This is a genomic window from uncultured Thiodictyon sp. (genome assembly GCF_903946935.1).
Taxonomy (GTDB): Bacteria; Pseudomonadota; Gammaproteobacteria; order Chromatiales; family Chromatiaceae; genus Thiodictyon.
Genome location: NZ_CAJAXH010000017.1, coordinates 46510 through 62994 on the forward strand (window position 1 = coordinate 46510; position 16485 = coordinate 62994).

Consider the following 16485-nt stretch of genomic DNA (forward strand, 5'->3'; position numbering starts at 1 on the left):
GAGGCGGACCGGGCAGCGGTGTGCTGGGGTCCGCCACCATGGCTACAAGACCTGCACCAGGCCCAGCACCTGGAGCGCGTGCCCCTTGGGCTTCACGTCCGCCAGGGCGTGCCGGATCAGCCCTTGCTTGTCGATGACGAAGGTGGAGCGGACGATGCCCATGCGCTTCTCGCCGTGGGCCTCCTTTTCCTGCCAGACGCCATAGGCCTCGCAGACCTCGCCGTCGGGGTCGGCCAGCAGGCGCAGGGTGAGCCCGTGCTTGTCCCGGAAGGCCCCGTGACTGACGCAGGTATCGCGACTGATACCCAGCACCTCGGTATCCGCCGCCTCGAACTCCGCCTGATGGTCGCTGAAATCCAACGCCTCCATAGTGCAACCCGGGGTGTCGTCCTTGGGATAGAAATAGATCACCAGCTTGCGCCGCCCGATCAGGGTGGCCAGGTTGACCCGCTCCATGTCAGCGTCGGGCAATGAGAAAATGGGTGCCTTGTCGCCAGGCTGAAGCATCGGCTGTCGCTCCGGTGTAAGAGGTTTGCTGCACGCGGAATTTAGGCAGCCCCGGGGTTGTCGTCAACCGGGCGCGCCACGGGGCCTTGCGGCAGACGCCGGGTCAACTAAATTCTCGACTGAAATCCTTGGTTGCGTATTCGCAAGGATTCCTTCGGCCTTGCAATGTTACAGTATTAGCGTATTCTGAAATAGCAGCCTACCGACTGTCTGACGCACGAGGAGCCCTGGGGCGGGAAGCTCTCGCCGCACGGCCTCCGAGTCACCCTTTTCTAACAGCAGTATCTGGAGGCGAAACCATGAGTTTCGACGCACTGACCATTCTCGGCATCCTCGCCAGCATTCTGAGCGGCGGATTTCTGATCGCATTGACCGCCAGCAACGACTCGGACAAATAGGGTCGCGCGACCGCGCGACCCCTCTCAGGCAGCAAGTCTTTAGCAGCCACGACCCTGTCGCGGCGGCCTCTTTTTGCGCGCCCGGCCAAGGCAACGGCGCACGCCATCAATAGGATAGGATCGGCGGCAGGGCCTTGGCCTGGGCGATCCAGTTCAGCACCATGGACTGGGTCGGCGGCTTGGTGGTGAGGCGGTCCCGCTCGTTGGTCTCGTTGATCTTGGCATAGAGCTGGTCGGCGCGCCGGCTGGCCAGTTCCTTGACCGTGACGACCCCCGCGATCTCCAGCAGGTCGGAATAAACGCCTGAGATACCGCGCACCCGCGCCAGGTCCGAGCGGTTGGCGAGGTGGAGTATATCGGCGTTCTCGCAACCGCACAGGCGGGCCAGTTCCTTGCGCAGGGCGGGGGTGGCAGCGGCCTTGATCAACTGCAGGTTATCCCTGATACCCCGCTCGGCCAGTGTGGCGATGACCTCGTCGGTCGCGCCCTCAAGGTCTTTGATGGGGGTCGTCATCGGTCATCTCCGGGTGGGCTCAAGTGGGACGGTCGAATCGCGCAGGGTCAACGCATCCCGGGCTTCAATTCTCCACTGCCATGATAGGCCAAGACCCGGCCCGGAAGCGAGCGGGCATCACGCGCGGCGCTCCAGCTCGGCGCACCGCTCGCGCAAGGCGTCGAGTTCCTGCTGCTGGCGTTTGAACGCCTTGAGCAGCCCCGGCAACTGGGCCAGGGCCGCCAATTCGCGCAGCGTGTCCTTGACCGGCCGCGCCGGGGTCCCAAACATTGCCGCACCGGGCGGCACGTCCTTGGTCACCCCCGACTGGCCGCCCAGGCGCGCCCCCGCCCCCACCGCGACATGGTCCGAGACCGCCACCTGACCGCCGATCACCGCGCCTTCGCCCACCCGGCTACTCCCCGCCACCCCGGACTGACCGGCCATGATCACATGCGCACCGATATCGGTGTTGTGGGCGATCTGCACCAGATTGTCGATCTTGGCCCCCCGGCCGATGCGGGTCTCGCCCAGGGTGGCCCGATCCACGCAGCAATTGCACCCAATGTCCACGTCGTCCTCGATCACCACCCGCCCGAGCTGCGGGACCTTGCGATGGGCGTGCCCATCCCAGTGAAAACCGAAGCCGTCCCCGCCGATCACCGTCCCCGAGTGGACGATACAGCGCTTCCCCACACTGGTGTCGCGGTGCAGGGCGGCGTTGGCCTCGATCACCGAATCCGCCCCCAGGGTCACCCCGGGCCCCAGATAGACGCCCGGACCGATGGTGCAGCGCGCCCCCACCCGAACCCCGTCGGCGAGCACCGCGCAGGCGCCCACCGCGACCCCCTCCCCCAGCACCGCCCCCGGATCGATCACCGCACTCGGATGGATGCCCTGCACCTCCGAGGTAGGCCGGAAGGACTCCGCGAGCAGGAAAAAGCTGGCGCGCGGCTCGGCCACCCGGATCAACAGGGGTCCACTCACCACTGGGAAGCTGTCGTGTACCAGCACCGCGGCCGCGCCTGAGTGTTGCACGGCGGGAATTTGATCCGCGCCATCGGCGAAGCACAAATCGGTGTCACCGGCCAGTTGCAGGGTATTGACCCCGCGAAATTCGGGGGACGCCAGGGCGCTGCGCAAGGCGGGCACCGGGATGTCGAGCCGCGCGCAGAGTTGAGGAAGATCGTAGACCATGGAGACTCCAGTGGAGGGGCGGGCCGGCGCCAAGGGACAGTAGATGGGGGCGCCGGCAGCCACTGGGAACAGTGGTCGCACAAAACACCCCAACCAGCGCCATTGCAGGAAGGACCAGCTGAGTACCAACGGCTGCGACGCTTTCGAGCCAATCCCCAACCCGTGGCGGGTGGCGCACGCCGCGTGCGTGGAGGCCCTGTTCGGCCCGGCTCAGTCGCCGAGGATATAGGCCAGGTCGATCTCGATCTCATCGAAGGGCGGGATGCGCACCCGCGCGGGTTCGGTGAGGGTGGCAGTGACCCTATAGTGGTCACCATCGAGCCGATAGGCAACCAGGGTCCGGTCCTCCGGCCAGATCAGCCAGTAAAACGGCACCCGGTGGCGCTGCAAAAGCAGGAACAGGGTGAGGGTATCCTTGCGCTCGTGGCCCGGGGAGACGATCTCGCACACCCAATCCGGCGCCAGCTCGATGACACCGCGCGGACGCTGCGGCATCCGCTCGTTGCGCCAGCCGGCCAGGTCATGGCAGGGGCACTGATGGAGCTCGTAGCCGACGCTCACGTCGGTGATGATCCACCAGCCGCCGGGGCCGGACTGGCGGTCGAACGGCCCCAGCTCTACGCCGGCCCGGTGCTGCACGACCCCGTGCTCGGCCCGCGCCATGGGCCGGCGAATAATCTCACCGTTGATCAACTCCACCCGCTCATCCGGACTGATCAGCAGGTCGGCAATGGTGTCCAGTTGGTAAGCTTCCATCCGCTGCGCCCTCTTCGTCGCCGCATGGTCAGTGACCGGATGGCGACCATGCTAGGTCGCCCCGGTCGGATTGTCGAGCCGACGGCGCCAGCCGGTCACTGGCCGCTGGCACCTGGCCGCCCCGCGGGGATATCCTAGCCCCCATTGGAGCGGGGAGCGTCCGACGATGCCATTGCAGATCGAGTTCAAGACCGCGGGTGCGGACCGGGGGACCTTGCGCGTCCGCGGGCTGCCTGAGGTCGGGTCCGAGGTCCTGGTGGCGGTCCAGCGGCTCGCCGATGCGCGCTATCTCACGATGCACGGTCTGTGGGACGAGGCCGCCAGTTGGTTCCCCTGCCCCCGCGTGGACGGCGACGACCCGGCCGTCGTCCGCTTCGAGACGGGCACGGCCCTGAGCGCGGGGATTCTCGGTGCCGCCGGCGAGCCGCTGCGGCTCCATCTGCGGCGCCGCGATTTCACGGACTTTGGGCCGCTGGAGGTCCGCCACCCCGCGCCCATACACGCGACTGCACCGATCCAGGCGGCCCCGCCGGTGGCCCCGGAGTCGGCGCTCGCAAGCCCGGACACGGCAACCGACCCGCTACCCGATGCCAAGCCAAGGACGCCAGCCCTGCAACCGGCCCGCCGCCACAGCGGCTGGCGCTGGGTGGTGCTGGCCCTGTGCGTCATCGGCCTCGCGACCCTGACTTGGCGGTACACGACACAGAAGACCGCCGAACCGATTCCGCCCGGCCCACCGCCACCCGCCCCGGCGCCCGCCACCGGCAAGGCACTGGCCGATGAGCTCAAACGCCAGAATCTCCCCCCCGCCGCCCTGTTCCAGCGCGCCACACTGGCCGACCAATCCGGCGACTGCGCGGCAGCGATCCGGCTTTTTGTTGAGGCCGCGAACCGCGACGCGACCTTGGCGGACGGCCTGGCACGACGGTATGACGGTGCGGCTTTTCAGCCGTCCCCCTGCTTCGCCGAGCCCAAGGCAGACAGCGCGATGGTTTGGTATGAGCGCGCCGCGCGGGCCGGCATCCCCCACGCGCAACGCCGTTACGGCGAATTACTCTTGGACGAGACCAGCGCCGGCCCCGTCTACCGGGACGCCATCGAGTGGCTTCGCAAGGCCGCCGCGGCCGGCGATGCGGCGGCGGCCAGCCGGCTTGCAGCCCTGGGAGAGCGCTGAACCGGCCATTATCAGGCCAGGCGGTCGATCGGGGTCACATCGACGGTGACTTGATCGGTGCCAAACCAGACCTGGCCGCCGTCGATGGTGCATTGCAGCTCCATGGAGCGCTCGGCCAGGTCGGCCAGGGCCCGGACCTCCGCGGTGGTAAGGGCCCAGACCTTGAGGTTGCGCAGGCGCCGCAGGCCCTCCCCGTTCTGCTCCCACCACAGATCGGACGCCCGCCCGCCGTAGTTGATGACGACGACCTCCCGGGCGCGCCCGCACGCCTTGCGGATGCGTCGCTCGTCGGGCTGACCGAGTTCGATCCAACGCTCGATCTCCCCGCTCAGGCTGCGCTGCCACAGGTCCGGCTCGTCGTCCGCACTCACGCCCTTGGTGAAGGTGAGCTGCGGGTCCGCATAGAGACAGAAGGCGAACAGCCTGACCATCATCCGGTCATCGGTCTCTGAGGGGTGACGGGCGATAGTGAGGCTGTGGCTCTCATAATAGTGACGGTCCATGTCGCTGATCTGCACCTGGGCCTTGAACACGGTTGCCTTGAGGGCCATACATCTGTCCTGCTTCTGGAGTCCAAGGCGCAAGCCTTGGTCCTGTCAATCCAAGGCTTGCGCCTTGGACTCCCGGTCACGCTTGCGCCGCCTCCAGCCGCGCCGCCTTCGCCAACACCGCCGCCTCCAGGCCGCGCTTGTAGGCGACGACCCGCTCGCGCACGGCCGGGTCCGCGGTGCCGAGGATCTGGGCGGCGAGGATGCCGGCGTTCTTGGCGCCGTCGATGGCGACGGTGGCCACCGGCACCCCGGCCGGCATCTGCACGATGGACAGCAGTGAGTCCTGACCGGACAGGGCGGCCGAGCGGATCGGCACCCCGATGATCGGCAGCGGCGTGAAGGCCGCCAGCACGCCCGGCAGGTGGGCCGCCCCGCCGGCCCCGGCGATGATGACTTGCAGGCCGCGACCCACCGCACCCTCGGCAAAATCGATGGCACGCCGGGGAGTGCGGTGGGCGGAGGCGATGGTCATCTCGTAGGGGATACCAAACTCCCGCAGGATATCCGCCGCCTCCTGCATCACCGGCAGGTCCGAGTCGCTGCCCATGATGATCCCGACCAGCGGTCGGGCCGGCCGATCAGCCCCTGCTAAAGTTAATGTTGTGCTCATGGATGATCCTCGCCGCTGATGTCGATGGATAAGGGGTATGGGTCCAACAGACAATCATGTCGGTTATCGGGGGGAATGGGAAGCCCCTGTGAAGGATTGATCTCGTGCCCACGCACCGGCGTGGAAATGCAGTCTTGGCCGCTCCAGCGGCGCGAATTCGCACGCGACGCTGGAGCGTCGGGACTGGCTCCCTCGCTGGCGCGTGGGCGCGAGAAATTCTACAGCGTTTCAGCGGACTGGCGGGCCTGGGCGAGGAACTGGTCGATGGCGGCTTGCAGGCTCGCCGGGTCCACCTGGCGCTGGCGCAGCCACTGGGCCAGGGGGGCGAAGGCGGGGTCGGCGAGCAGCTCGGCCAGGCGGGGGATGGCGAGTTCGGTGCGGGCGGCGCGGGCGCGTCGGAAGGCGATGGCGTAGTTGTGCAACGAGGTCTGGAGGGACTGGCCCAGCCCGGCGACCAGGAAGTAGACGAACGCGGCGAGTTGGTGGCGGGCCGACTCGGCGAGCGCGGGCGGGGTGCCGCTGCCGTCCAGATAGCTGGCCAGATTGTTGTGCGAGAGGGCGCGGTCGGCGGGGTCCGGCAACTGCTCGCGCAGGGCGAGGGCGCGGCGCTGCTGGGTGATGGCCTGGGCGCGGTCGCCCTGGCGGTTGAAGAGGTCGGCGAGTGAGCCGAGCACCTTGGCGCGCCAGGCGGGATTGTTCTCGAAGAGCACGAGACAGGTCTCCAGCTCGGCCTTGGCCTCGCCGAGGCGGCCCGGCATCTCCATCAGCACAGTGGCACGGTTCATCCGCGTGGCGCCGAGGTCCTCCGCCGGGCGTTGCAGTGTACGCTCGACCTCCAGGGTGGCATCCAGGCGGACCAGGGCGGAGGCCCAGTCCGCTTGCGCGTAGTGCGCGTCCTTGGCGATGTCGAGTGCGCCGATCAGGGTTCGGGCGAGGGGCTCGGCATCCGGGGCCTCGGGTACTGACTGACCGGCCCGGTGCTGGTGCCACCACCCCTGCACCTGGGCGAGCCGCCGCTCGACCTCGGGCAGGGCGGTGGCGACCTGGCCCTGCTGGATGTCGATGCGCAGGGCCTCCAACTCGCTGCCGATGACCTGGACGGCGGGGCGGCCGGCCCTCTTGTGCGCCTCGGCCCCCTCAATCCGCCGCCGACGGGCGCCGTCGAGGTCGCCGACATCGCCGAGTGCGTTCGCCCAGTTGCCGCTGATCACGGCCAGGTCCGCCCAGGCCTGCCGGGCGCCCTCGCCCCCCGACTCGGCGGCGGCGTCCGCCTGCGCGGCGGCCTGCTCGTAGAAGCTCAGGCCGGCGTCGGGGCGGCCGGCTTGACGCAACGCATCGGCGAGGTAGCAGAGGCAGGACCAGCGCGGCTGGCCCTCCGGGGCCTGGCCGGCGGCGGTCTCCAGGTGCGGGGTCAGTGCCTGGAGCAGCACCGGGTCCTGCGTGCTGGTGACGAGGCGGCTGGCAAAGCCGCCCAGTCGCTCCCAGGCCGCGGCCTGGACGCAGTAGACCAGGGCGCGGCTGCCCGCCTGGATGGCGGCGGTCATGTCCTGGTGCAGCAGCCCCTTGAACGCGGACTCCAGCCGCTGCGCATAGGCGAGGCGCACGCCGTCCTCGGTCAGGTCCGCCCGGTCCGCCGCGTGACGTTCCATCCAGTCGCGGATGCGCTCGCGCACCAGCTCATGACAGCCGAAGTTCGGGGTCGCGTCCCCCTCCCCGGCACGCTCCTCGGTCACCAAGCCCAGGGCGACCAGCCGGCGCAGCAGCGGGGCCGGGTCGGGTTGCGCCGGTGCCGCGGGCGGCAGGGCGTCGAGCATGGCGCGCCAGTCCGGCGACATCTCCTGCAACATCGCCTCAAGCTCGGCAGGAATGGTCGGCAGCACCTCCAGCATCGCCTTGATCTGCCGCAGTTGCCCCTGCTCCTCATCCTCCCCGCTCCAACCCCCCCGAATCAGCCGGAGGGACTCCGGCTGATTGGCCAAGGCAATGATCCACAACAACCGCCGCGCCTCCGGACTCAGGTCATCGAGCAACTGCCCGATCGAGCGCCCCAGCGCGTCGTCCAGATAGGCGAGTTCCGCCGCGTCCCCCGGCTGCATGGCGAAGAGCGCGGGCAGGCGGTCGAATCCCTTGGCCTCTTCCAGTACCGCCAGCACGTCCAAGAGCCGCGGGCGCAGCGCCGGGTCCGCCGCCAGCCGGGCGAGCCGGTCCATCAGGAGCGGATGGAAGCGGCTGGCATGGAGCAGACGTTGGGCGAGCCGCCGCTCCGCAGGATCGGCACCGAAGATCATCCCGCCCAGGGTCGGCTGCTCGCGCAGATAGAGCGCCGCCTCCGCGGCGGGCAGTGGGCCGAGCAGGACGGTGAGGCCCGTCGGGTCCGCTGCGCGGACCGCGGCCTGCGCCAACGCGGCGAGCGGACGGCGGCTGGCGATGAGTACCCGGGAGGGGGCGCCGACCAGACCGGCGGCGAGGGCCTCAAGACATTGATCCCAGGCCGGGTCCTGGCAGGCCCAGACCGGGTTGGCGGCCGGCTCCGGCCTGGGCTTGAGATTGGTCTCGAAGTTGTCCAGCACCAGCAGGATCGCCTCGTCCTTGAGCGCACGGACCAGGTTGAGGATGAGCCGCGTCAGGCGCTCGTAACCGGTGAATCCCGGCTCCGGGTTGCGGTGGACGGCATCGGCCGGGCGGGCCTTGACGTGCGCGTGATAGCGGCCGAGCTCGCCATGAAGCTTGAGATGAATGTCGCGCAGCCAGGCGTCGAACGCAAGCGGGCTGGGCTTGACCTGGTAGATCAGGACCCAGTCGAAGCCCTGTTCCCAGAGGTCCAGGGCCTCGGCCGCCAGCGCGGTCTTGCCCATGCCGCCCAGGCCGACGATGACGGCGACCGGGCTGGTCTGCGCATCCGGACCGGTACCAATGAAGTCCGCCCCGAGCCGCGTCAGTTCCCAGGTCCGCCCGACGAAGTGCGGATGCGCCACAGTGGTCAGCTCGGCGACCGGATGCAGGCGCCGGCCGCGCGCATCGGATGCGCCGCCGCGGCCGGCTCGCAACGTCAGCCCGGGCGTCTCCTCGCCATAGAGGACCGGGGTGGCGTGGTCGCAGACCTGAAACCAGGCCGGCGCCTGCGCCGGGCCATTGAGCAGCGCCCGGCGCACCAGGGTGTGCGCGGCGGCGGCGTCCTTGGGCCTGGGGTCGGCGAGCAGTGCGCGGTAGAAGCTGAGCGCCAGCTCACGGGCATAGTCGTCCCCGACCGCGTAGCGCATGGCGACCACGGACGGGACACCGCCTTGCAGCAGGGCGTGGGCGGAGCCGGTGTAGCCGGGCTGGTCGTGCAGGTCCAGGTCGCGGCTGGGGTCGGCGGCGATCTGCTTGGTGGCTGGCGCCTTACCCTGGGCGAGGGCGAGGAAGTCGTCCCAGTCCTGGACGCGCAGCAGGTCGCCGGAGTGGCAGGCGCTGAGCACAAAGAGGCGCGGGAGCAGGCCGCCCGCGTCCAGGAAGAGCTTGAGCAGGTCCTGGCCGGAGATCGGGTCGCCGGCGCCGCCGGGGCGGGCGAGTTCCAGCAGGTTACGATTGCCGTGACCGCTCCAGTGTACACAGTGGTAGCCACCGTGACCCTGCACTTGGGCGATGAGCCGCTCCCGCGTCACGCCGTGGCTGAGGAAATGGGCGACGACCTGGCGCCCCGGATAGACCTCTTTTTCAAAGAGCCGGATCAGCGCGCGGCGTTCCCGACGCAGCCCGAGCGGCTGGGAGCCGCGGGCCTCGGCAAAGACGAACAGCACCCGCAGCGGCTCGTCCGGCGCGAGCGCCATGGGCGTGGAGGCGGGGTCCTGCCGATCATGGACGACACGGACCAACAGGTTGCGCTCGGCCAGGCTGTCGGCATCCGCTGCCGGGCGGGCTAGTTCCCAGGGGACGCGGGCCAAAGCGGCGGCCAGCGGGTTGTCGCGTTCCGCCGCACCGGGCAGTTGGATGCGCAGTGTGCGCTGGGTCCGCACGGTCCAAAGCGGCTTGAAGATGTCGACGCCCAGGACCTCCTCGGCGATGCAGACCCCGACCTCGGCCAGGGCGGCACGCTGGCCGGCCTCGTCGCAATACAACCGCAGGTAGTCGCGCAGGTCAAAAAGGCCCTGTTGGCGCCCCGCCGGGATGGTCTTGAAGTCGGTCTGCTGATAGGCAAGCTGGTTGCCGGCGCCGTCCAGCAGGCGGAATTCAGCGGTGCGGCTCGGGTAGTCGGCGGTAACGACGAGGTCGAAGCGGGCAGTCATGGCGGCGGATGCTCCTGCAACGGGTCCAGGGTCGCCCGGGTGGCGCCGGTCCGCGGCCGCCAAGGCGGGGACTATCATCCGAAAAAAGCCATCGATCCGCAAATGGCTTCGCTGCCGCGCGGCGAGACACGGCCAACAAGCGGTGTTCGGTCCGCACAGCGGACCCTACGGCTGGCGCCGCGCCCGTAGGGTCCGCTGTGCGGACCAACGACCTCGCCGTTAGCACGGTGGCGAGGCCGATACCGGGTCGGTTACGTCTTATTTTGGTCCTTGTTGAACAAGCCCATCTGATATTCCAGGTCGTAACGGCCGAACACCAGGTTGGCCTCGCGCAGGAGTTCCTCGAAGAGGTCCCGCGGGTCCTCCCCGTCGGCGATCCGCCGGTCGACCAAGGTCTCGAGAATCTCTTTGAAGCTGGTAGCCATAAACACCCCCACAGGTTTCGTTGCGAACTTAGAGTATAGCGCTCCCCCCCAAAGTGCCGACATAGAAGTTGGCGGGAGCGCCGACAGAATGTCGGCGCTCCCAGGTGCCGCCTGGCGGCGGGAGACAAAAAAAACCGGCCCGGCGTGAGCCGGGTCGGGTCTTGGGCGGCATCCCTGCCGCAGCGATCGGATCGCCCCGAGCGGCCTTCTGGATCAGCTTTCCGGGACGATATCCACCGTCACCGTCGCCTCCACCTCGGGGTGCAGACGCAGCGTGATCTCGAACTCGCCGGTGGTACGCAAGGCGGCCGGGAGACGGACCTCGGCCTTGACCACGGCCATGCCGGCGGCGGTGATCGCGGCGGCGATATCGCCGGCGCCCACCGAGCCGAACAGACGGCCCTCGTCACCCGCCTTGCGGGCGATGGTGACACGCACCCCGTCAAAGGAGGTCTTGCGCTCCTCGGCGCTCGCCAGGTTGGCAGCGGCCTCGCGCTCCAGTTCAGCCCGACGGGCCTCGAAGGCCTCCAGGTTCTTGGCCGTGGCCGACACGGCGTGCCCGCCGGGGACCAGATAGTTGCGGCCGTAGCCGGGGCGCACACTGACCTTGTCGCCAAGGGCGCCCAGACCACCGACATTCTTCAGCAGGATGACTTCCACTTCGCTTTTCCTCAAGTCTAAGGGGGTAACCGCCGCGCGCCTGGTGTACGCGCACCGTCAGCCTGGGCTGTCGGGGCGCCGCCCGAGGCGGGCGCGCAGGTCGGCCCAGATATCCACCAGGCCGATACAGACCACCAACACCAGGGTGCGGGGCATGAATGCGACCAACAACACATAGAAACCCACCAGCCAGCCACGGTGCGCGCCGCGCGCCCGGTGCAGTTGGTGGATGACCGCCAACCCCTGCAACAGCCACAGGGGGGAGAGTACGAGCAACAGGTCGGTGAGCAGGCCGGGACCGGGCCACCAGCCGCCGGCCACCGCCAGGGCCACCCCGGCGATGCCAAACACCGGATGCAGCCGGAAGGCGCGGAAATCCGCCCCGAAGCCGCCCGGATTGTAGACCTGGGCCTGCCACCAGCGCCCGATGAAGAGCCCCAACAACACCTGGAGCATTAGGCCCGCGGCAAAGGTCCCGGTGAGCCAAGGCGCCAGGCCCTCAAAGAGCGCCTGCGCCGCGCCCGCGTCCAGCCCGCCATCCTTGACCAAGGCCGTCTGAAAGGGCTCCATCAGCCGCAGCCAATGCCGGCTGGGATCGGCGATGAGGGCATGAATCGCCAGCATCGCCCCGGCCCCGGCCAGCCCCGCCACCTGGGCGGTGAACGCCAGTGAGCGGGAAAAGCGCAGGACGGCGGCGAGCACCCACACCGGGAGCCAGAGGATCAGCACCACCGCCAGGGCCGGCCAGGGCGAGCCCAACAGCATGGCACACACGACCATGCAGCCAAGGCCCGCCAAGCCGCCGACCCGGGCCCCATAGCCGATGCCGTTACGCAGGGTCACCAGGGCGACGGACGCGCTGCTCAGAAGCCCGACCAACGGGATCAGCAGGGACAGGACCCCGGTCCCCCAGGCGACCAGCACGGCGCTCGCCGGTCCCCGCATGATGAATTGAGCCAGCGGCTTCATCGGCCGGGGATGGGCGTGAGTCCTGGGCGGTACCGGGTGCGTAGCGCACCCGCCCGCATCAGGATCGGGCTCAATGCGCGTCGGTGTAGGGCAGCAAGGCCAGGAAGCGGGCGCGCTTGACCGCTTGGGCGAGCTGGCGCTGATACTTGGCCGAGGTGCCGGTGATGCGGCTCGGCACGATCTTGCCGGACTCGCTCACATAGGCCTTGAGCAGGTTGAGGTCCTTGTAGTCGATCTCGACGATACCTTCGGCGGTAAACCGGCAGTAACGCTTGCGACGGAAGAAACGGGAGCTATTTTCCATTTTATCTGGCCCTTTGAATTCGTTGGTGGCCGAGGTCGGTCTCAGTCGTTGTCCAAGTCGCCGCCAAGCGGCTCAGGACGCTCGCGCTCCTCACCGGTCTTCATCAGCGGAGACGGCTCGGTGACCGCCGCGTCACGGCGCAGGATCAGGTTGCGCAGGACGGCATCGTTGAAGCGGAAGGCACTCTCCAGCTCGTCGATCGCCTCCTGGTCGCACTCAACATTCATCAACACATAGTGGGCCTTGTGGACCTTGTTGATGGGGTAGGCCAAGGGCCGGCGGCCCCAGTCCTCAAACCGGTGGACCACACCGCCGCGCTTCTCCAGGTTACCGCGGTAGCGCTCTACCATGGCCGGCACCTGTTCGCTCTGGCTCGGGTGAACCAGAAACACTACTTCAAAATGTCGCATTACTGCTCCTCACGGATTGGCAGCCTCCAGTCCTGGTGTCGACCACCCGGGGACGGTGAGGCAAGGAGTTTCCCGGATTGCGGGAAACCGGGCATTATACGGAGCAGGGACGCAGAGTCAAAGAGAAGATTTTTTGTCCGCCAAATAAACGCAAATAAACGCAAATAAAACAGCCTATTGGACATCATCGATGGCATGTCCGTCGGGCGACGGACGCAGTGCCACGCCGTAGGTAGGGTCCGCTGTGCGGACCGATCGCCACTGGCCCGCGCCGCATCAAGCCACTGCGTCAGCCTCCGACCCGTCTTAATTTGCGTTCATTTGCGTTCATTTGCGGACAAATCTTCTTCTATCAGCCGAGCACCTCGGTCCCACCCAGGTACGGGCGCAGGACCTGCGGGACGGCGATCCGCCCGTCTGCCTGCTGGTAGTTTTCCAGCACCGCCACCAGGGTCCGGCCCACCGCGAGCCCGGAACCGTTGAGTGTATGCAGCAGTTCCGGCTTGCCGGTCTCGGGATTGCGCCAGCGCGCCTGCAGCCGGCGCGCCTGGAAATCGCCAAAATTGCTGCACGAGGAGATCTCACGGTAGGTCTGCTGGCCGGGCAGCCAGACCTCAAGATCGTAAGTCTTGGTCGAGGAGAACCCGAGGTCGCCGGTGCATAGGGTCACCACCCGGTAGGGCAGGCCCAGGCGCTGCAGGATCGCCTCGGCGTGGCCGGTCAGGGCCTCGTGGGCCGCCGCAGAGTCCGCCGGACGCACCAATTGGACCAGTTCCACCTTCTCAAACTGGTGCTGCCGGATCATGCCGCGGGTGTCCTTGCCGGAGGAGCCCGCCTCGCTGCGGAAGCACGGGGTGTGGGCGACCCAGCGGCGCGGCAGGGCATCCGCCTCCACGATGGTGTCGCGCGCCAGGTTGGTGACCGGCACCTCCGCCGTCGGGATCAAGTAGAAGTCACGCTCGCCCGGAACCTTGAACAGGTCCGCGGCAAACTTGGGCAACTGACCGGTCCCGCGCAGGCTCTCGGCATTGACCAGGTACGGGACATAGACCTCGGTATAACCGTGCTCCTGGGTGTGCAGGTCCAGCATGAACTGGGTCAGCGCACGTTGCAGCCGGGCGAGCGGCCCCGACAGGACCACGAAGCGTGCCCCCGTCACCTTGGCCGCCAAGTCGAAGTCCATCCAGCCGAGCGCGGTGCCCAGGTCCACATGGTCCTTGGGGGCGAAGTCGAACGAAGTCGGCTCACCCCAGCGGCGTTCCTCCCGGTTGTGGGTCTCATCCGCGCCGTCGGGGACGCTGGCGTCCGGCAGGTTCGGCAGGCTGAGTGCGATCTCGGCGATCTCGTCCTGGATGGCGGTCAACCGCTCCTCGGCGGCCTTGAGCGCTGCACCCAGGTCCGCCACCGCGGCCAGCAAGGGCGCCGTGTCCTCACCCGCCGACTTGGCCCGGCCGATCGCCTTGGCGCTCGTGTTGCGCTCATTCTGGAGTTCCTGCACCCGGACCTGCAGGCCCTTGCGCTCGCCCTCCAGGGACTCGATACGGGCGGTATCCAGCCGCATCCCGCGGCGGGCGAGTTGGGTGGCGACCAGGGCGAGGTCGGTCCGAAGCAGGCGGGGGTCTAACACGTCGAATCACCAGTCACACTACGAAGGGGCCAGGGCAGACAAACAACTGCCGGATTGGCCCGCAATTCTACACCGGTCGCCGCCCCGGCTTGCCTCAAGACAGCGAACTGTTTAGCCTCAGCGGACCATGAACCCCAGCGCCCCCCTCCCCCCGTCGGCCCACATCAAGGGCACCACCAAGCTCTGCGTCACCCGCCACGGCGAGACCGACTGGAATATCACCGGGATACTTCAGGGCTGGACCGACGTACCGCTCAACGACACCGGCCGCCAGCAGGCGCGCGACCTGGCCGAGACCCTGGCAGACTGCGGCTTTACCCTGGTCTGCACCAGTCCGCTGCGCCGCTCCGCCGAGACCGCGGAGATCATCGCCGCCGCCTGGGGATTGCCGCCGCCGACCGTCTCTGAAGGCCTGAAAGAACGGCACTTCGGCCGCTTTCAAGGCATGCCCAAGAGCGAATTGCTCATCTCGCATCCCGGCCTGCACCAGGAAATCGTGCGGCGCAATCCCGCCTGCCCGTTCGAGGAGGGCGAGTCGGTCGGTCACTTTGCCGACCGGGTCCTGGCCGCCCTGGAGGAGATCGCGCACACCCACGCCGGCACCCGCGTGCTGATCATCACACACGGCTGGGTGATGGATGTCATCACCCGCCACCTGCGCCATCTGCCGCGCACCGCCGTGCTCGACTTGAAGCGCAAGAACGGCGAGTCCATCTGGATCGCCAGCACCCCCGACACGCCGCTGGCCGAGAGCGACGCCACCTGAGCGCCCGCGACCACTCGGCCAGGGTCATAACAACCACCACCGAAGACACCCGACAGCATGCACCAACACCGCCCCCGGGCCGCGGCCCGGACACTGCTCCCGCTACTGCTCGCCGCACTCGCCGCGCCGCTGGCCGCCGCCCCGCCGGAGATCCAACCCATCCACACGGCGGTCATCCGCGCCACCACCGGACTGTGCCTGCGCGGCGCCATCTGTCATGTGGACAAGGCCGGGGTCTGGGTGCCCAAGAAAAAGGTCGCCATCGTCAGCGTCTCGGTGGCCGAGCAGGCGGAGATTGCACTTTACGTAGATTTGGAGGTCGCCACGCGCCCCGAAATGTACCAGTGCGCCGACAGCGACGCGACCGGCTGCATCTTCCGCATGAAATACGCCGGCCCCGGGCTCTTCGTCTACGGCGCCGAGCGCGGTAACACCTACCTGGGCTCCAACATCACCACCACCAACCTCACCTTCCCGACCGGCTACGGCATCGTGGTCCCGGCCGGCACCCCGATCTATGTCCATCTGGACGTTCGCAACCAGAGCCTCATCGACCTGAAGGTGGATCAGGACGCCTGGATCTATTACGTGCCGTTGGAGTAAGACGCCCCAGGAGACGGCGCAAGTTCAGTTGAAAGCGCCCTCAATGGTGCAGAATTTTGGACAGGAATAACTGCGCCCGCTCTGACCGCGGGGTGCCGAAAAAATCGTCCTTGGCGGCGTCCTCGACGATCCGCCCGTGGTCCATGAAGATCACCCGATCGGCCACCTTGCGCGCAAAACCCATCTCGTGGGTGACACACATCATGGTCATGCCCTCGGTCGCCAGTTCCACCATGACATCGAGCACCTCAGTCACCATCTCGGGGTCGAGCGCCGAGGTCGGCTCGTCGAATAACATGCAGATCGGGTCCATCGCCAGCGCCCGGGCAATCGCCACCCGCTGTTGCTGGCCGCCGGACAAGGCGCCCGGGTATTTCTCCGCCTGTGCCTTGAGCCCGACCCGCTCCAGCATCTTGAGCCCGCGGGCCGCGGCCTCATCCTTGGAACGGCCGAGCACCTTGATCTGGCCGATCGTGAGATTATCGAAAACGCTCAGGTGGGGAAACAACTCAAAGTTCTGGAAGACCATACCAACGTGTGAGCGCAACTTGGACAGATTGGTCTTGGGATCGGTGAGCGTCATCCCGTTGACCAGGATCGTGCCCTGCTGAATCGGCTCAAGGCCATTGACACAGCGGATCAGCGTACTCTTGCCTGAGCCCGACGGCCCGCACACCACCACCACCTCGCCCTTATTGACGTGGGTGGTGCAGTCGGTGAGCACGGCAAACTGACCATACCATTTGGAGACCTGCTCGATCTCAATCATG

17 protein-coding genes are annotated in these 16485 nt (G+C 67.9%); 3 read left to right on the forward strand and 14 right to left on the reverse strand.

Translation table 11 applies throughout. The annotated features are described in order from the left end of the window. Positions 1-42 precede the first annotated feature (42 nt). The 4 genes from QZX93_RS01945 to QZX93_RS01960 form a co-directional block, all read right to left on the reverse strand. The gene (locus QZX93_RS01945) at positions 43-507 is read right to left on the reverse strand and encodes a peroxiredoxin (RefSeq protein ID WP_295388868.1); all 465 of its coding nucleotides are present in this window, start codon (positions 505-507) and stop codon (positions 43-45) included. Between the two features lie 504 nt (positions 508-1011). Then, positions 1012-1419: a DUF4332 domain-containing protein gene (locus QZX93_RS01950; RefSeq protein ID WP_295388869.1), complete on the reverse strand. Its 408-nt coding sequence runs from the start codon at positions 1417-1419 to the stop codon at positions 1012-1014. A 117-nt stretch (positions 1420-1536) separates the two neighbouring features. Continuing rightward, positions 1537-2595 (reverse strand): UDP-3-O-(3-hydroxymyristoyl)glucosamine N-acyltransferase, encoded by a 1059-nt coding sequence (gene lpxD, locus QZX93_RS01955; protein WP_295388870.1) that lies wholly within the window; start codon positions 2593-2595, stop codon positions 1537-1539. A gap of 210 nt (positions 2596-2805) precedes the next feature. Next, positions 2806-3351 (reverse strand): Uma2 family endonuclease, encoded by a 546-nt coding sequence (locus tag QZX93_RS01960; protein ID WP_295388871.1) that lies wholly within the window; start codon positions 3349-3351, stop codon positions 2806-2808. A 166-nt stretch (positions 3352-3517) separates the two neighbouring features. On the opposite strand from QZX93_RS01960, the gene QZX93_RS01965 reads away from it, so the two are divergent. Further along, the gene (locus QZX93_RS01965) at positions 3518-4525 is read left to right on the forward strand and encodes a hypothetical protein (RefSeq protein WP_295388872.1); all 1008 of its coding nucleotides are present in this window, start codon (positions 3518-3520) and stop codon (positions 4523-4525) included. Positions 4526-4536: 11 nt separating this feature from the next. On the opposite strand, the gene QZX93_RS01970 is transcribed toward QZX93_RS01965, so the two are convergent. The 9 genes from QZX93_RS01970 to serS all read right to left on the reverse strand — a co-directional run bounded on the left by QZX93_RS01970 (position 4537) and on the right by serS (position 14346). Beyond that, on the reverse strand, positions 4537-5076 hold the full coding sequence (locus tag QZX93_RS01970) for a YaeQ family protein (protein WP_295388873.1): 540 nt from the start codon (positions 5074-5076) through the stop codon (positions 4537-4539). Positions 5077-5152: 76 nt separating this feature from the next. Then, positions 5153-5686, reverse strand: coding sequence for a 5-(carboxyamino)imidazole ribonucleotide mutase (purE, locus tag QZX93_RS01975; protein ID WP_295388874.1), 534 nt, complete (start codon positions 5684-5686; stop codon positions 5153-5155). A gap of 218 nt (positions 5687-5904) precedes the next feature. Beyond that, entirely contained in the window at positions 5905-9951 is a 4047-nt protein-coding gene (locus QZX93_RS01980; protein WP_295388875.1) for a CHAT domain-containing protein, read from the reverse strand. Between the two features lie 251 nt (positions 9952-10202). Further along, complete coding sequence (locus QZX93_RS01985) at positions 10203-10376, reverse strand: hypothetical protein (RefSeq protein ID WP_295388876.1); 174 nt, start codon at positions 10374-10376, stop codon at positions 10203-10205. 213 nt (positions 10377-10589) lie between these two features. Beyond that, on the reverse strand, positions 10590-11036 hold the full coding sequence (rplI, locus tag QZX93_RS01990) for a 50S ribosomal protein L9 (protein WP_295388877.1): 447 nt from the start codon (positions 11034-11036) through the stop codon (positions 10590-10592). Positions 11037-11093: 57 nt separating this feature from the next. After that, positions 11094-12005 (reverse strand): DUF2232 domain-containing protein, encoded by a 912-nt coding sequence (locus QZX93_RS01995; RefSeq protein ID WP_295388878.1) that lies wholly within the window; start codon positions 12003-12005, stop codon positions 11094-11096. A 70-nt stretch (positions 12006-12075) separates the two neighbouring features. Further along, positions 12076-12309, reverse strand: a complete 234-nt coding sequence (rpsR, locus tag QZX93_RS02000) for a 30S ribosomal protein S18 (RefSeq protein WP_295388879.1) — start codon at positions 12307-12309, stop codon at positions 12076-12078. Between the two features lie 41 nt (positions 12310-12350). Next, on the reverse strand, positions 12351-12719 hold the full coding sequence (gene rpsF / locus QZX93_RS02005; RefSeq protein ID WP_295388880.1) for a 30S ribosomal protein S6: 369 nt from the start codon (positions 12717-12719) through the stop codon (positions 12351-12353). A 352-nt stretch (positions 12720-13071) separates the two neighbouring features. After that, positions 13072-14346: a serine--tRNA ligase gene (serS, locus tag QZX93_RS02010; protein WP_295388881.1), complete on the reverse strand. Its 1275-nt coding sequence runs from the start codon at positions 14344-14346 to the stop codon at positions 13072-13074. 127 nt (positions 14347-14473) lie between these two features. On the opposite strand from serS, the gene QZX93_RS02015 reads away from it, so the two are divergent. Then, on the forward strand, positions 14474-15112 hold the full coding sequence (locus QZX93_RS02015) for a histidine phosphatase family protein (protein WP_295388882.1): 639 nt from the start codon (positions 14474-14476) through the stop codon (positions 15110-15112). A gap of 57 nt (positions 15113-15169) precedes the next feature. Beyond that, entirely contained in the window at positions 15170-15715 is a 546-nt protein-coding gene (locus QZX93_RS02020) for a hypothetical protein (RefSeq protein WP_295388883.1), read from the forward strand. Positions 15716-15755: 40 nt separating this feature from the next. Here the strand turns inward: QZX93_RS02020 and QZX93_RS02025 are convergent, their stop codons facing one another. Then, a complete protein-coding gene (locus QZX93_RS02025) occupies positions 15756-16484 on the reverse strand; it encodes an amino acid ABC transporter ATP-binding protein (RefSeq protein WP_295388943.1) in 729 nt (242 codons plus the stop codon). Position 16485 lies beyond the last annotated feature (1 nt).

Excerpts from the sequence above, each read along its gene's own strand:
- QZX93_RS01945 (WP_295388868.1), bottom strand. The coding sequence starts at position 507 with ATGCTTCAGCCTGGCGACAAGGCACCCATTTTCTCATTGCCCGACGCT.
- QZX93_RS01960 (WP_295388871.1), bottom strand. The coding sequence starts at position 3,351 with ATGGAAGCTTACCAACTGGACACCATTGCCGACCTGCTGATCAGTCCG.
- rpsR (WP_295388879.1), bottom strand. The coding sequence starts at position 12,309 with ATGGAAAATAGCTCCCGTTTCTTCCGTCGCAAGCGTTACTGCCGGTTT.
- QZX93_RS01980 (WP_295388875.1), bottom strand. The coding sequence starts at position 9,951 with ATGACTGCCCGCTTCGACCTCGTCGTTACCGCCGACTACCCGAGCCGC.
- QZX93_RS02015 (WP_295388882.1), top strand. The coding sequence starts at position 14,474 with ATGAACCCCAGCGCCCCCCTCCCCCCGTCGGCCCACATCAAGGGCACC.
- QZX93_RS02025 (WP_295388943.1), bottom strand. The coding sequence starts at position 16,484 with ATGATTGAGATCGAGCAGGTCTCCAAATGGTATGGTCAGTTTGCCGTG.
- QZX93_RS01970 (WP_295388873.1), bottom strand. The coding sequence starts at position 5,076 with ATGGCCCTCAAGGCAACCGTGTTCAAGGCCCAGGTGCAGATCAGCGAC.
- QZX93_RS01965 (WP_295388872.1), top strand. The coding sequence starts at position 3,518 with ATGCCATTGCAGATCGAGTTCAAGACCGCGGGTGCGGACCGGGGGACC.
- QZX93_RS02020 (WP_295388883.1), top strand. The coding sequence starts at position 15,170 with ATGCACCAACACCGCCCCCGGGCCGCGGCCCGGACACTGCTCCCGCTA.
- QZX93_RS01950 (WP_295388869.1), bottom strand. The coding sequence starts at position 1,419 with ATGACGACCCCCATCAAAGACCTTGAGGGCGCGACCGACGAGGTCATC.
- purE (WP_295388874.1), bottom strand. The coding sequence starts at position 5,686 with ATGAGCACAACATTAACTTTAGCAGGGGCTGATCGGCCGGCCCGACCG.
- rpsF (WP_295388880.1), bottom strand. The coding sequence starts at position 12,719 with ATGCGACATTTTGAAGTAGTGTTTCTGGTTCACCCGAGCCAGAGCGAA.
- lpxD (WP_295388870.1), bottom strand. The coding sequence starts at position 2,595 with ATGGTCTACGATCTTCCTCAACTCTGCGCGCGGCTCGACATCCCGGTG.
- QZX93_RS01995 (WP_295388878.1), bottom strand. The coding sequence starts at position 12,005 with ATGAAGCCGCTGGCTCAATTCATCATGCGGGGACCGGCGAGCGCCGTG.
- QZX93_RS01985 (WP_295388876.1), bottom strand. The coding sequence starts at position 10,376 with ATGGCTACCAGCTTCAAAGAGATTCTCGAGACCTTGGTCGACCGGCGG.